We start from the raw sequence: 14082 nt of genomic DNA on the forward strand, positions 1-14082 counted from the left end.
GTAGCATCGTCAGCCCGGTCGTGCGGAACCGGATGTGAAGAGCTGGGCCAACGCTTAACGCGGCGCGCTCCCGTGGCGAGACAGTTCGAGGAGCCGGAGCAGCGGTGGCTTACTGGCGCAAAACCGTGTTCTTGGTGCCTTCCTCGACCTGGTCGATCACCAGCAGCTTGACCGGGCCTTCACCGATATTGGTGGCCTGATGCCACTGCCCGATCATCTCGATGATGAAATCGCCAGTCTTGTAGGTGTTGCTGTTGCCGGTCTCGACATTGGTGACCTTCAACGTGCCGGCCTCGACATAGGCGTAGCGCGGGAACGGATGCTTGTGCACCGGCAAGGTCGCGCCCGGCGCTATGTCGTAGGTCGACACCAGCACCTGCACGTTCTTCTGCGGCAGCGTGATCGGCTGGCCGGAAGCGGTGGTCGTGCGCGAGGCGAGGGGTGTCACGACGACGGGTGTGCCGCTGCTGTCCAGCGCATGAGCGCCGGTCGCGAACGCCGCAGCCGCCAGCAGCAACGCCGATGCCAGGACTTTTCGCATGATTCCTCCCCAAACCGCCGCATCTATCGCGCCGCGAAGGCCGGTGCGCAAGCATGTCCCTGACGAATCTGATTGGACTCGCTGGCCTGGACGTGGCGTGCGACGTGTCAAATCGCTGCGGTAAGCTGGATCTCGACACGGATCTCGGGCAAGGCGAAGCTCGCCCCGACCGTGGCGCGTGCCGGGGGCTCCACGCCGTCGAGCCATGTGACCCAAGCCTTGTTCATCGCGTCGAAGTCTTCGACATCCCTCAACCAGATCTGCGCGAACAGCAGCTTCGATCTATCCGAACCGACGCTCGCCAGAAGGCGATCCGCCTTTTCCAATATCTCCTTCGTCTGGTCAGACGTGCCGGTTTTCTTGTCATCGGCCGTCAAGCCCGAGAGATAGGCCGTGCCGTTGTGAACGACGATACGGCTAAGCCGTTCGTTCTTGTCGAATCGTTCGATGTTCCCCATGGCGGAGGCCCCTGGTTGCGTTGGTCAAAAGCAGGCCGCCGTACGCAATCCAGCGGTCTGCTGAGCGGGATCAGACGTGCGCGACAGCGGAGCGCTGGGCGTGGGCCTGGAAGAAGCGTTGCGGACGAAACGTTTCCATTTCGTCATGGATTTTGCCGCGCACGACTTCGTCGGCGACCACCTTGCCCAATTGCGGGCCGATGGTCACACCACTGTGCGTTACGGCCATGTAGTGGTCGACGATATCCGGCATGGCGCCGGCACAGGTGTAGCCGTCCTCCGGGAACGGCCGGACCGTCGTGCGAATGGCTTCCACACCTGCGTCGCGGAGCGAAGGCAGGACCTTGGTCGCCGCATCCAGGAGCGTCGCCGCCTCGTCCCCGGCAGGGCTGAGCACCTCCGGCTTCTCCAGGGTCATGTCCACCGAGACCTTATGGATCATGATGCGCCCCGCTCCGTCGGGACGGATATCCAGATCGTCGGCATGCAGCTGGCTGCGGAGCGTCAAGGCCACCGGCGGGGTGAAGGCGAGCACGCCTATGGTCGAGGAAAGTGGAATACCCTGGGCATCGCCGAGCCTCTCACTAGACCAGCCGCCGGTGCAGCTCACGACGGCATCCGCAGGGTGTCGGTCTCCGTTCGCCGTCCGAACTGCCCGTACGCGCCCGCTTTCGGTCTCGATCTCGGTCACGCGGGAACCGAGTTTGACCTGTGCTCCCCAGCGCTCCTTCGCCGCCCGCAAAAGCCAGGCCGAGTAGAGCACCGGATCGACCCAGCCTTCTTCCGGATAGTAGGAGATTGGACAATCACCGAAGGCAGAGACATCGATATCGGGCTCCATCTCGGCGACGCGCTTCTTCTCGATCCACTCGACGCCGTAGCCCCATTCCTTCATCTGCCTGAAGTTCTCGAAATAATCGTCCATCGACTCCGGCACTGTTCGCCAATCGAAACTGCCGGTCTGGGTGAACCAGGGAGCGACGCCGAAGTCGCGCTTGAGTTCAAGATGGGCGCGCATTCCCGAGACGTTCAGATCGAAATACGGCCGGGGCTGCTTGGTCGTCGCATTTGTCCAGGCAAAGCTTACCGCCGACGTGCCGCCTGCTATCCGTCCGGCCTCCAGCACGACGACGCTTGCTCCCGCCTTGGCGCATTCATAGGCGGCGGAACTGCCGACGATACCGGAACCAATGACCACGACACGCATAAAGATGACCTCCAAAAATTCCCGGGCTAATGACGTCATCCGATACGAGTAATCTCTGAAAGACGAATCGATGCAAATGCCGCTATATCGTTGAGAGATGTTGCTGGAGTTCTTGACAGTACTGCTGACGCCGCTCTTCTTAATTCGATCGGCGCCTGCGATGTGTTTGCAACCCCGCACAACATCCTCGGTTGCCTGAAAACATTGCAATGGGTGCCAACTGCGGTCAATTGAACTGGTCGCTGCCGTTCATGGCCAAAAGTTATGAACCAATGTCCCAGCCATCTGCGGCTGCCCAGGTCGGCCCATTAGCCCGCACGGGCAACTTCTCGTGCGAAGTTATCAAATTCGGGCGCAACCGTTTGCGAGAGCAATGCTACGCTTATCGGCGCATCGGGGATCGCGGAATGGAAGAGACTGCACGGTGAGTGGCGAGCCGGAATTCCTCCTGATCGACAAGAACGCGATCCGGGACATTTTGAGCCTATCCCTGGCTCTTGAAGCGACCGAGGCCGCACTGCGCAAAACATCGAGCGGCATGGCGCGCCAGCAGATCAGGCGCACACTTGAGCTGCCGGGTGCGGCCGGGAGTTGTCTGTCGCTTATGTATGCTGCGCTGGATGACCGGCCGCTGTTCGGGGCGAAGGTGCTTTCCGTGTTTCCTGACAATTTCGCGCATGGGTTCGCGTCTCATCGCGGCGGTGTCTTCCTGTTCGACAAGGATCATGGACGGCCTGTAGCCTTGATCGACGGGGGAGAGCTTACGGCTTGGCGGACCGCGGCGGCCAGTGCTGTCGCGACCAGGGCACTTTCGCGCGAAGACAGCACCACGCTGACACTGTTCGGATATGGCGAGCAAGCGCGCCGGCATGTCGCGGCTATTGCGGACGTCCGGCCGATCCATGCGATCCATGTTTGGGGTCGCGACTTTGCAAAGGCGCAGCACTTCGCCGAGGAGCAGTCAGCCGCCGGATTCCAGGCGAAGGCACATCGCGACCCTGGCGAGGCCGTTCGCGAGGCCGACATCATCTGCACCACGACATCTTCCGAAAAGCCGGTGCTGTGCGGCGAATGGCTTCCGCCTGGTGTCCATATCAATGCGGTCGGGGCGAGCGTCGCTTCATGCCGCGAGCTCGACCTCGACTGTGTGCGCAGAGCGCAGATCTGGGTCGACTACCTGCCTATGGCGCTGACGGCCGCGGGAGAACTGATCGAGGCGATTGAAACCGGCGTGATCGGCGTCGATCATATCCGTGGCGAGGTCGGCGACGTGCTGGCAGGTGCGAAACCCGGCCGCACTGGCGACGATCAGATCACGCTTTTCCGGTCTCTCGGCGTTCCGGCGCAAGACATCGAGCTTGCCAATCTTGTCTATATCTCCGCCCGCAACGCCGGACTCGGCACCTCAATTGATTTCAGGTTGTGATGCCATGCTGAGCTGCCAACGAGATCTCTTCTCCATTCCCCGCGAGACAGCTTATCTGGATGTCGCATACATGTCTCCGATCCCGACCGCCGCCGTCGCGGCCGGCGAGGCCGGCGTCAGGGTGAAAGCCGAACCCTGGAAAATGACCATCGCCTCCTATTACGACGAGGTGGAAGAGGCTCGGCAGCTCGCCGCATCAATGGTGGGCGCCGATGCCGATGAGATCGCCATTGTGGCCGCCACCAGCTATGGCATGGCTATCGCAGCCGCCAACGTTTTGGTTGCGGCAGGTTCGGCCATCCTTCTGATGGAGAACGAACACACCTCGCACAGATATGTCTGGTATGACCTCGCGCAACGCGCCGGCGCCTGCGTTGATATCGTCCCGCAACCAGCCGACGGCGACTGGACCAGCGCGATCGTATCGGCAATCCAAGACTCGAGCCGTCCCATCGCGGTCGTTGCGGGGACGCTGGTGCATTGGTTCGAGGGCGTGGCGATCGACCTGGAGGCGGTGGCCGCCGCCACACGGGCAGCGGGCGCCAGTCTTGTCGTTGACGGAACCCAGTGGGTTGGCGCGATACCCTTCGATGTCCGGCGCGTCCGACCGGACTTTCTCGTCTTTGCCACCTACAAGTTCCTTCTGGGGCCATATCGCCTCGCATTCCTTTACGCCGACCGGCGTTGGCACACAGAGGGGCGCACTCTGGAGCATCATTCATGGAACCGGATGGGCGGGGACAAATCGGACTTCTACAAGGTGGCCGTGGCCGAGTTTCTTCCCGGCGCGCGGCGGTTCGACATGGGGGAACGCTCCGATTTCGCGGTCCTGCCTATCGCAATCGCCGCAATGAAGCTCATCCGCGGTTGGACCGTCGGGCGCGTGTTTGAGCGCCTGCGTCACCTTAATGAGCTTGTCTGGGCGCAGGCGGAAAGCAGAGGGCTGCCGGTCGCGCGTCCGCGACACCCAACGCCCCATATCGCGATCCTCGACATAGGGGGCCGTCTCGCGCCGAATGCGGCACAAGAGCTGAAGCGGGCTGACGTGCACGTCACGCTGCGCGGCACGAAGATGCGCGTGTCGCCGCATGTCTACAATGACGAAGCCGATATCGGCCGCCTGTTCGAATGCCTGCCGCTCCGCTAGAGGCTTTCAGCGGTGAATGAAAACAGTTCTGTCGGCCTGGCGGCGAGGACCCAGGGCGGTGATTCCTGCCTCTACGCCGTTCATAAAGCTTCGCGTCGTCTGGATAAGATGCTCGGTGAAGGCGTCCGCCGCCGTCGATGCAATGACACCCCAAGGCCGGTAGACGCTGAGGTTCAGATCGAGACGTGGCCGGAAATCCCTGATCTCGATCGGCAGGTCGCGTGCCAGCCACGCCGAAAGCCTGTCGACGACGCTCACGCCCGCCCCGGACGCGACAAGGGCGATGCACGCACTGGACAGACTGGCCTCTATCTTCAACAGACGTCCCACTCCGCGTTCTTCGCACAAGGCATCGAGCTGCTGCCGCATCGGATCAGCGGAGCCCATCGAGATGAAGTCGAGACCGTCGAGATCTTCTGCCTGCACCACGTCGAGCTCGGCCAGACGGTGACCCGCCGGCATGACGCAAACCGGTGGGGTCGCTGTCAGCGCTCGCCTGACGATTGAAGAATTCTCGTCCGATGCCGTTACGCCTATTCCGATGTCGAGCTGATTGCGGCTCGCCCGCTGCACCACCGTGGCGGAGCTGCGGATATCCAGGGAAATCGACACGGATGGATGCTGTTTTGAGAAGCTCGTGATGATGGATGGCAGCAGCGTGGACCCGAAGGCCGGGAGCGCGCAGATTTTCAACCTGCCACTTCGTAGCTCGCGTATCTCCCTCGCGGCGCGCGAGATGCCGCGCGCGGACTCGAAAACGCGCTTCACCTCGGCATAGAGCATGTGCGCTTCAGGAGTGGGGATCAGCCGCTGCCGGCTTTTCCTGAACAGCTGGAAATCCGCCTTCTCGCTGAGTTGCTGGAGCATCTTGCTGACAGCCGGCTGCGTGATGTCAAGTGCGTCGGCCGCCTTGGTGGTTGTTCCATGCAGCATGACCGAAGCGAAGACCTCGATCTCGCGAGGCGTAAACTCTGCCTCCTTCGTGACGGTGTCCTTTTCGCCAAATTTCATGCCCGCTTACCTTGCCAGGCAGCTGGATCGCTGTGCCGAAACAGCGAGCTGCGAACGCCAAGATTAATGGGAAGGGTCGGATGTTCCAAGAGGCGCGCGAAGGAAGTTTATTCCTGGAGGTTATGAACTTTCAGCGATTTGGCGGAACTGATTTCAGTTGCTTGTCAACATTTCGGCGAGATCGAGCAAACCGGCGTCCTGACCCGGACCTGCGGCCAGTTGCACCGACACCGGAAGCCCGTCAGGAACCGGCAAAGGAATAGCCAACGCCGGCATGCCAAGCATATTTGCCCAGCGGCGGAAGCGGCCGCCGGCCAGTCCCCACGGCACCATTTCCCCATTCACCTCGGTAAGTTCGTCGGAAAGCCGCGGCGCCGATCCAGGCGCCGTAGGAATGGCAAAAGCGTCCAGGCCCGCGATTTTCTCCAGAAACCGGCCTCGCACGCCGTTACGGATTTCGATGGCGCTATCATAGGCGCCGGCATGGATGCGAATGCCGCCCTGCAGGAATGAGTGAACCGCGTCGCCGACCATGTCCGGCTTCTGCTCGATTGCATTGCGGTAGATTCGCGCGAACTCACATTGGAGGATTGTCAGTCCCGCGGCAACGAACGCCTCCCTGTCGTCGAAGGTGATCTCGACCGTGCGCACTTCAGGACGATTGAGCATGGTAGCCAACGCGATATCGACTGACGTGTCGACGTGAGCGCCAAGCAGTTCGGGGCAGATGCCGATCGTGATGCCCGTTGTCGTTTTGCTGCCCCCGCTTGCCGACGGGGCGAGCCGTTTTCCGGCAAGCGCCTCGGTCACCAGGCGAACGTCCCTGACCGAGCGTGCAAGAACGCCGACGCAGTCCAGCGAACGCGCTATGCTCATGACGCCCTCCACGGCGATCAGATCATTCGTCGGCTTGTAACCGAACAAGCCGGTAGCAGCAGCCGGGGATCGGTTTGACCCGCCGCTGTCCGTGCCAACCGCTGCCAGGCAAAAACCGGCTGCGACCGCTGCGGCCGACCCGCTGCTCGTGCCACCTGTCCCACGGTCCGGATCAAGCGGGTTGGCGACCTTGCCGAACCAAGGGTTGTCATGACCGCCGACGCACAGTTCGTGCAGGTTCGTCTTGCCGATGATGATGGCGCCGGCCGCCTGAAGATTGGCAATGCATGTTGCCGTTTCCGTCGCCACGTGATCCCGAAACAACCGGGAGCCAGCCGTTGTCGGCCAATCCTCGACATCGATAACGTCTTTGACCGCGATCGGCACGCCATGCAGCGGACCGCGCCTGTGACCGGATCTGATTTCGCGTGTGGCCTGAAGCGCGGCGTCCAGCGCATCAGCTTCGGCCACGAATATCATCGCCTTGATGTGTTCATTCAGCTCCTGGATGCGCTCGAGGCAGCCCTCCATGATTTCCACGGGCGAGAGGCCGGCAGCGATCTTTTCGCTCATCTCCTCGATGGACCGGCAAGGGCTGCTATTCATGTGACCACCTTAGAGCGAACGGGCCGCGGGCCGACTGCATTGCGGCCGGCCATCCCGGAACCGGCCGACGATGCCACATCAGAAATTTGGTGGACAGTCGCGAGCTTATTCCCGTGGACGCGGGACTATCGCTGAAAACTCATAGTCGCGATCAATGGCGGCGTCGTGAACCGTTCAATTCAGCCCTGTCCTCGCACGCGCGGATCAACGAGCGGCGATCGTTTGCCGGTCGCCGGACTGCGTCACTCGAAGGGGCTATCGCTGTCATAACTATTGGTGATGAACCGCACGGCAGGGGGCATTAGATCGAGATCATTTGAACTGTTAGCGTTTTCAAACACCGCCCTGAAAGAAGGTCGACTGAGCCGAATGGCCAAGTTCGCATCGCCGACATCCGAACCAGTCCACGATGCTCGATGCTGCCGGCTGGCCACGGGCCGACGTCGAAAGATCGGCAGATGCCCGGCTACCAGCATCATCATTGCGGAAGATACAAATCCACATAAACAAAAAGGGGAACAATCATGAAAAAGCTTGCACTCGCCTTGTCACTGATCGTGGCGGTATTTGGCGCCGCCAATTCATCGTCGGCGGCCGACGATGTCATCCGTTTCGGTGTCGCCGCGGAGCCATACCCGCCTTTCTCCGTCAAGGATGCCAGCGGCACCTGGCAGGGCTGGGAAATCGACCTGATGAATGCCGTTTGCAAAGAGATGAAGGCGAAATGTGAGATCGTCGATATCGCCTGGGACGGCATCATTCCCGCGCTGTTGGCCAAGAAGTTCGACGTCATCTGGAGCTCGATGTCGATCACGGACAAGCGCAAGGAGGTGATCGATTTCACCGACAAGTACTACTATTCGCCCAACGTGCTTGTCGGCGCCAAGGCGGATACGCGGCAGTTCGACGTGACCAAGCCGGAGACATTCAAGGGGATTGCGGTCGCGGCACAGAGTGCCAGCCTGCAGGCGACCTACATGCAGGATAAGTTCAACGGCATTGCCGAAGTGAAGATCTATCCAACACTCGATGACGAAATCGCGGACATCCAGGCCGGACGCGTGGATCTCATGGCTGCGGCAGGCATCCAGATCCAGGATTTCTTGAAGAAGCCGGAGGGCCAAGCTTATGAAATCAAGGTGACGCTGCCGCATGAGAAAATGTTTGGATACGGCGACGGCGGCGGCCTGCGCAAGGAAGACACCGCTCTGAGGGACCGCCTCAATGCAGCACTCAAGGCGGTGCGCGCCAGCGGCGAGTACGAGACGATCACCAAGCGCTATTTCGATTTCAACATTTACGGCGATTGATCATCTGGTTCAGGCCCGGGGGACGGCCGGCCCGGGGCGGCCGTCGCCATCTTCATTGAACTGGAACGCGCTGTATGAACTCGACCGTGTCTTGGGCAACCCTGCTCAGCTTCGGGGACAAGGGCTGGGGCGACGAATTGCTTCTTGGCGCTTGCCTGAGCCTTGGAATTTCGATCAGCGCCTATCTCGTGGGCCTGACCCTCGGCCTCATGGGTGCGGTGGCCAAGATCTCGAAGAACCGCGTGGCGGTCTCCGCAGCCGTTGCCTATACGACAATCATCCGGTCCGTACCGGACATTCTCATCATATTCCTCGTCTACTATACCGCGACGGACGCGTTGCGATGGGCCGTGAGCCTGGCGGGACTGACTTCCGAATTCCAGGTCAATGGGTTTGTCGCCGCGACCCTGTCGCTTGGGATCGTTCAAGGCGGCTACAGCACGGAGGTCCTGCGTGGCGCGATCGTGGCCATCCCGCGAGGTCAGGTCGAGGCAGCCTATTCACTCGGTCTGACACGGCGCCAGACCTTCTTCCTGGTGACCGTGCCGCAAATGGTCCCCTTGGCCTTGCCGGGGCTTGGCAATTTGTGGCTGGTCGTCTTGAAGGAAAGCTCACTGGTCAGCCTGATCGGTTTTACCGAGCTCGTTCTCGCCGGCAAGATGGCTGCCGGCGCGACGCGCGATTACTTCATGTTCTATTGCGCGATCGCGTTCGTGTTCCTCGCCATGTCCGGCATATCGGCGATGCTTTTCCATGCCCTCGAAACAGCCACCGTCCGTGGCGGGAGGCGGGGCTAGCGTGACTGAGTTTGGAGCCTACCTTGCCAATCAGCTTCTGGCCGGCGTCCAGGTCACCATAATCCTGTTCCTCGGCTGTGCGGTGGTCGGCAATTTGCTTGCCATCCCGGTTGCACTGGCCCGGCTATCCAACAGCAAATGGCTGCGATATCCAGCGGTTGCGTTTATCCTCGCGTTCCGGGGGACCCCGCTCCTGGTCCAGCTTTACCTCTGCTACTTCGGTATCGGCCAAATTCTCTCGGGGATCCCCTCGATCCGCTACAGCCCGCTCTGGCCCATTTTGCGAGGCGCGGACTTCTATGCGTTTTTTACCCTTTCCCTGAACACCGCGGCCTACTGTGGCGAGATTTGGAGAGGGGCGATACAGGCCATTCCAGAAGGGCAGCGTGAGGCCGGCCAATCGCTTGGCCTGTCGAAAACACGGATCATGATTTCCGTCCTTCTCCCGCAGGCTTTCAGGTTGGCTTTGCCGGCGATCGGCGGCCAGAACATCCTGCTTTTGAAGGGGACCGCACTGGCGTCGACGATCACGGTGTTCGAACTCATGGGTGCGGCGAACCTCGTTCGCGCGCAGACATTTCGGGTCTACGAGCCTCTGTTCGCCGCCGCGCTAGGATATTTCCTGCTGGCGGCATTGATCACTATCGGCTTTGGTTTCTTCGAGAGACGGCTTGCTCGACGACATTGAGCGGAACGGATCGGCATATCGAGCCGCTGCGTGGAAGGCGACGTGATCTTCAGGCCACGCCGAATTCGCCATAGGATCGCGCCGCTTCGATGACCTCGCCAAATCCCATTTTGCCAGCAGCGGCTATTTCGTCGCGGAACTGATCCCACGCTGTCGGGGCAGTTGGCGCGCTTGACCGCGTCGGACAAAAAACTTCTCGGCCTCTGCATGAACCGCAGGGTATTTCTTTAGCGCCTCCTGGTAAGTGGCACCAAGCGGCACGAGGTGTTCTCGCGTGCCCAAAATGGTCCAAAGTTCTCCAGGGATTTTGCGCCTGTAGCCCCATCCGGCCTTGCCGCGCTTCTGAATGTGGTTCACGCCGATCGTCATAGCCCAGTGTACCGCGCAGTGTACCTCTGGGAGGCGGAAACCCTTGCAGTGCTTGGGTTTAAAGACTTTTCTGGATTAAGTGGCTCCCCGGGCCGGATTCGAACCAGCGACCAACCGGTTAACAGCCGGTTGCTCTACCACTGAGCTACCGGGGAACAGAGGCTCTCATGCGAGTGGCGCAGCCTATAGCAAACCCTTTTCGGCTTTGCAAAGAACCATTTCGCATTTTTCCGAGACTTTTTCGCTCAGGCGTTTCTCGCAATCGGCGGCGTTCGTCCTCATATTAGCCGTCTTGCGAGGGCGCGGAACCGAATGCGCGGTCGCGGCTTTCGTCAAGTGACATCCTCAAACCACCAGACGGACCAGCCATTCGAGATGACGGCAGCAGAAGAAAACCAGGCACCGGCGCGAAAGATATCGGTCTTCGGGCGCAAGTTCACCATGCCGCGTTCGCGCGGCCTCAGGATTGCAATCGGCGTGCTTTTGACGATTGGCGGCATTCTGGGGTTCTTGCCGATTCTCGGTTTCTGGATGGTGCCGCTCGGACTTTTGGTGCTCTCCTACGAATTCGCCATGGTGCGCCGCCATCGGCGCCGGTTCGTCGTCTGGTGGGAACGGCGGCGCCGGCCGGATTGATCGGCCACGCCGGGGACCTTGCCCGGCTTCGTCGCGGCGGCCTTTGGGGCCCGAATCAAATCGCAGCGCTATCCTGCGTTCCAGTGCTCGCCTCCTCCGGGGCGTCCTGCTGGCCTGCTCTCAGATCCTCGCTGATTTCCTTCAGGACGGCGGAAGCCGAGGCAAGGCGCGCGCGGTCGCGCGGTGAAAGCCGGCCGGTGCCTTCTATCTTGAGGCAATCCATGGCGTAGCGCACCAGCTCCTCGCACCCCAGCAGCGGCGAGCTGTCCGCGTTGTTGGTCGACTCGTCCGGTTTGGCCAGCTGCATGGCGCAGTCCTCCTCGGCCTCAACGCAGCCCGGTGCGCGGAGTTTCTCCCAATCATCCGCCATGCTTAACGGCTTGCTAACGCAGCTCGAACCGCCCTGTCTCGCATTTAGGGCGGGGTGCGGGGACTGGCGCAGGCGAAACCGTCGCGAATGCATTGTCGCCGCTTGACGGCTTTTTCGCCGCAACCTATTGGAACCGGGTGGAACGCCGGGAGTAACGAGGCCTCGTGGCGGAGTGGTTACGCAGAGGACTGCAAATCCTTGCACCCCGGTTCGATTCCGGGCGAGGCCTCCAATCTCCGGGCTCCCGCGCGTCAGCGCAGGGAGCTCGCCGTTCCCGTCTAAATGAACCGCGATGTGGCGCGGCAAGCGGATTGGTTGGGACATGAGCGCTGATTTCTCCGAGCTTCGCGTCAAGATGGTCGATGGCCAGATCCGCACCACCGACGTGACCAGCACGCCGCTGCTCGACGCCATGCTTTCCGTGCCCCGCGAGCTTTTCGTCGACGAACGCCAGCGCAATCTCGCCTACATCGACGAAGACATCCGCATCGCGGACGGCCCCGGCGGCGCGCGATATCTGATGGAGCCTTCGCCGCTGGCCAAGCTGATGCAACTGGCCGAGATCAGTCAGGCTGATTCGGTCCTCGATGTCGGCTGCGGCACCGGCTATGCCTCGGCCATCCTGTCGCGACTGGCGGGCTCCGTGGTGGCGCTTGAAAGCGATTCGGCGCTGGCCGAAACCGCAAAGTCGGTGCTCTCATCGCTGGGCTGCGGCAATGTGACCGTGGTCCAGGGCCCGCTGCCGCAGGGATATGCGGCCAAGGCGCCCTACGATGTCGTCTTCGTCGGCGGCAGCGTCGGCAAAGTGCCGGCGGCGCTGCTCGACCAGCTCGCCGAAGGCGGCCGCCTCGTCGCGGTCGAAGGGCAGGGCAATTCTGGCGTGGCGCGGCTTTTTTTCAAAGCAGGGGGGGTTGTAACCGGTAGACGGGCATTTAATGCGGCAATTAAGCCACTACCCGGGTTCGAACGTGAGCATGCTTTCGAATTCTGAATGATTTGGCCTTGCAGCAGAGGCTTTGTCATGGTCGCTTGCATTTGAACAATCGTTGCTGATCCCAATGGGGGCACTTTGGGCCGAGCGACAGGGAACATTCTGACACGCCGCTCCGGTTCTCTAAGGAGAAGCCGGTGCGGCGTGGTTCCCATGGAAAACGAATGAGGGTTTAATGGTGCCGTCTCTACGCAAGTCACTTTTCACCGCCGTCCTCGTTTCGGCGACCGCGCTTTCCCCGCTGGCCGCCTCGGCCGAAACCATCTCCGGCGCGCTTGCAAAGGCCTATCAATACAATTCCTCGCTGAATGCCTCCCGAGCCGGCGTACGCGTCACCGATGAGAGCGTGGCCATCGCTAAGTCCGGCTGGCGCCCGACCATCACCGGGACGGCCGACACGAATTATGTGAATACCCGTGCCAGCGGCGCCAACGTCAAGACGGGGTCGGCCAGTGTGGGCATCGTCATAAACCAGAGCCTGTTCGACGGCTTCCAGACGAGAAACAATGTGGCGGCAGCCGAATCGCGGGTCAAGGCATCCGTCGAAAGCCTGCGCAACACCGAGGAGAACACGCTGTTGAGCGCGGCCACGGCCTATATGGACGTGATTCGCGACCGGCAGATCGCGGTGCTGACGGAGCAGAATCTGCAGTTCCTGACCGAGCAGGCGCGCGCCGCGCGCTCGCGGTTCGAGGTCGGCGAAGGCACGCGCACCGACGTTGCGCAGGCCGATGCGTCGCGCGCTTCCGCCGTGGCGTCGCTCAGCGCCGCCCGCGCGCAGGCGCTGGCAAGTGCGGCGAGCTATCACCAGATCGTCGGTGACGAGCCGGGCAAGCTCAGGCCTGCCTCGCCATTGGCCAGGCTGCTGCCGCCGAGCCTCGATTCGGCGATAGCCATCGCCTCGGCCGAGCATCCGGCGATCCTCGCCACCCAGCATCTGGTCGATGCGGCCGCGTTTTCGGTGAAGTCGTCCGAGGGCGCATTGCTGCCGCAGCTTTCCGCATCGGCCGGCATTTCGGAGGATTATCTGCATCGCAATCCCGACCTCCAGGGGAGCAACGGCGGTTCGACCTCGGCCAACATCGGTGCGACACTGACGATCCCGATCTATTCGGGCGGCCGCACCTCGGCGGTCGTGCGACAGAACAAGGAATCGCTTGGCGAGGCCCGCATCCAGGTCGACGTCAGCCGCGACCAGGTGCGCCAGGCCGTCGCCTCGGCGTGGTCGCAATACACCGCCGCGCAGCAGAGCGTCGCCGCCAACAGGCAGGTCATCGACGCCGCTCAACTGGCGCTGAACGGTGTCATCGAGGAACGCAATGTCGGCCAGCGCACCACGCTGGATGTGCTCAACGCGCAGGCCACCGTCATCACCGCCAAGATCAACCAGGCAAATTCCGAGCACGACGTTGTGGTGGCAAGTTATGCCATCCTGTCGGCGATCGGCCGCCTCTCGGCCGAGCGCCTTGCGCTGCAGGCGACGAAGTACAGGCCTGAAGAGCACTACAATGCCGTCAAGGACAAGTGGATCGGCCTGCGCACGCCGGATGGCCGCTAAACTCCACAGATTCGAGTAGTTCTCTCGAAGCGACCCGGCGTTCGATCGAAACGTCGGGTCGCTTCATTGTTTGCGCAACTGCGCCGGCAAC

The 14082-nt window shown here is 61.6% G+C and carries 14 protein-coding genes and 2 tRNA genes; 9 read left to right on the forward strand and 7 right to left on the reverse strand.

Annotation, left to right across the window (positions count from 1 at the left end):
* Positions 1–109: 109 nt before the first annotated feature.
* The 3 genes from FJ867_RS12265 to FJ867_RS12275 form a co-directional block, all read right to left on the reverse strand.
* Positions 110–541 (reverse strand): cupin domain-containing protein, encoded by a 432-nt coding sequence (locus FJ867_RS12265; protein ID WP_140495738.1) that lies wholly within the window; start codon positions 539–541, stop codon positions 110–112.
* 107 nt (positions 542–648) lie between these two features.
* Complete coding sequence (locus FJ867_RS12270) at positions 649–999, reverse strand: RidA family protein (RefSeq protein WP_140517162.1); 351 nt, start codon at positions 997–999, stop codon at positions 649–651.
* Positions 1000–1069: 70 nt separating this feature from the next.
* Positions 1070–2416 (reverse strand): FAD-dependent oxidoreductase, encoded by a 1347-nt coding sequence (locus FJ867_RS12275; RefSeq protein ID WP_246675039.1) that lies wholly within the window; start codon positions 2414–2416, stop codon positions 1070–1072.
* A gap of 121 nt (positions 2417–2537) precedes the next feature.
* On the opposite strand from FJ867_RS12275, the gene FJ867_RS12280 reads away from it, so the two are divergent.
* A complete protein-coding gene (locus tag FJ867_RS12280) occupies positions 2538–3632 on the forward strand; it encodes an ornithine cyclodeaminase family protein (RefSeq protein WP_140675776.1) in 1095 nt (364 codons plus the stop codon).
* 4 nt (positions 3633–3636) lie between these two features.
* The gene (locus tag FJ867_RS12285; RefSeq protein ID WP_140555386.1) at positions 3637–4779 is read left to right on the forward strand and encodes an aminotransferase class V-fold PLP-dependent enzyme; all 1143 of its coding nucleotides are present in this window, start codon (positions 3637–3639) and stop codon (positions 4777–4779) included.
* A 6-nt stretch (positions 4780–4785) separates the two neighbouring features.
* On the opposite strand, the gene FJ867_RS12290 is transcribed toward FJ867_RS12285, so the two are convergent.
* Positions 4786–5790, reverse strand: a complete 1005-nt coding sequence (locus FJ867_RS12290; RefSeq protein WP_140817501.1) for a LysR substrate-binding domain-containing protein — start codon at positions 5788–5790, stop codon at positions 4786–4788.
* Between the two features lie 153 nt (positions 5791–5943).
* Positions 5944–7239 (reverse strand): amidase, encoded by a 1296-nt coding sequence (locus tag FJ867_RS12295; protein ID WP_181168355.1) that lies wholly within the window; start codon positions 7237–7239, stop codon positions 5944–5946.
* Between the two features lie 557 nt (positions 7240–7796).
* On the opposite strand from FJ867_RS12295, the gene FJ867_RS12300 reads away from it, so the two are divergent.
* From FJ867_RS12300 to FJ867_RS12310, 3 genes are all read left to right on the forward strand, one after another.
* Positions 7797–8582, forward strand: a complete 786-nt coding sequence (locus FJ867_RS12300; RefSeq protein WP_140495742.1) for a transporter substrate-binding domain-containing protein — start codon at positions 7797–7799, stop codon at positions 8580–8582.
* 74 nt (positions 8583–8656) lie between these two features.
* Positions 8657–9379: an ABC transporter permease subunit gene (locus tag FJ867_RS12305; protein WP_140517154.1), complete on the forward strand. Its 723-nt coding sequence runs from the start codon at positions 8657–8659 to the stop codon at positions 9377–9379.
* A 1-nt stretch (position 9380) separates the two neighbouring features.
* Complete coding sequence (locus FJ867_RS12310) at positions 9381–10067, forward strand: ABC transporter permease subunit (RefSeq protein WP_140495744.1); 687 nt, start codon at positions 9381–9383, stop codon at positions 10065–10067.
* Between the two features lie 449 nt (positions 10068–10516).
* Here FJ867_RS12310 and FJ867_RS12315 read toward each other — a convergent pair.
* A tRNA-Asn gene (locus FJ867_RS12315) sits at positions 10517–10591 on the reverse strand.
* A gap of 220 nt (positions 10592–10811) precedes the next feature.
* Here FJ867_RS12315 and FJ867_RS12320 point away from each other — a divergent pair.
* Entirely contained in the window at positions 10812–11072 is a 261-nt protein-coding gene (locus FJ867_RS12320) for a hypothetical protein (protein ID WP_140495745.1), read from the forward strand.
* Positions 11073–11127: 55 nt separating this feature from the next.
* On the opposite strand, the gene FJ867_RS12325 is transcribed toward FJ867_RS12320, so the two are convergent.
* On the reverse strand, positions 11128–11379 hold the full coding sequence (locus FJ867_RS12325; RefSeq protein WP_140495746.1) for a hypothetical protein: 252 nt from the start codon (positions 11377–11379) through the stop codon (positions 11128–11130).
* Between the two features lie 221 nt (positions 11380–11600).
* Between FJ867_RS12325 and FJ867_RS12330 the strand changes: the two genes are divergently transcribed.
* From FJ867_RS12330 to FJ867_RS12340, 3 genes are all read left to right on the forward strand, one after another.
* Positions 11601–11674, forward strand: a tRNA-Cys gene (locus FJ867_RS12330).
* Positions 11675–11764: 90 nt separating this feature from the next.
* Positions 11765–12433: a protein-L-isoaspartate O-methyltransferase gene (locus FJ867_RS12335; RefSeq protein WP_140495747.1), complete on the forward strand. Its 669-nt coding sequence runs from the start codon at positions 11765–11767 to the stop codon at positions 12431–12433.
* Between the two features lie 178 nt (positions 12434–12611).
* Positions 12612–13991 carry a TolC family outer membrane protein gene (locus FJ867_RS12340; protein WP_140639227.1) on the forward strand — a complete coding sequence of 460 codons (1380 nt, stop codon included), beginning with the start codon at positions 12612–12614 and terminating at the stop codon, positions 13989–13991.
* Positions 13992–14082 lie beyond the last annotated feature (91 nt).

The sequence above is a fragment of the Mesorhizobium sp. B2-5-3 genome, from assembly GCF_006441005.1.
GTDB lineage: Bacteria > Pseudomonadota > Alphaproteobacteria > Rhizobiales > Rhizobiaceae > Mesorhizobium.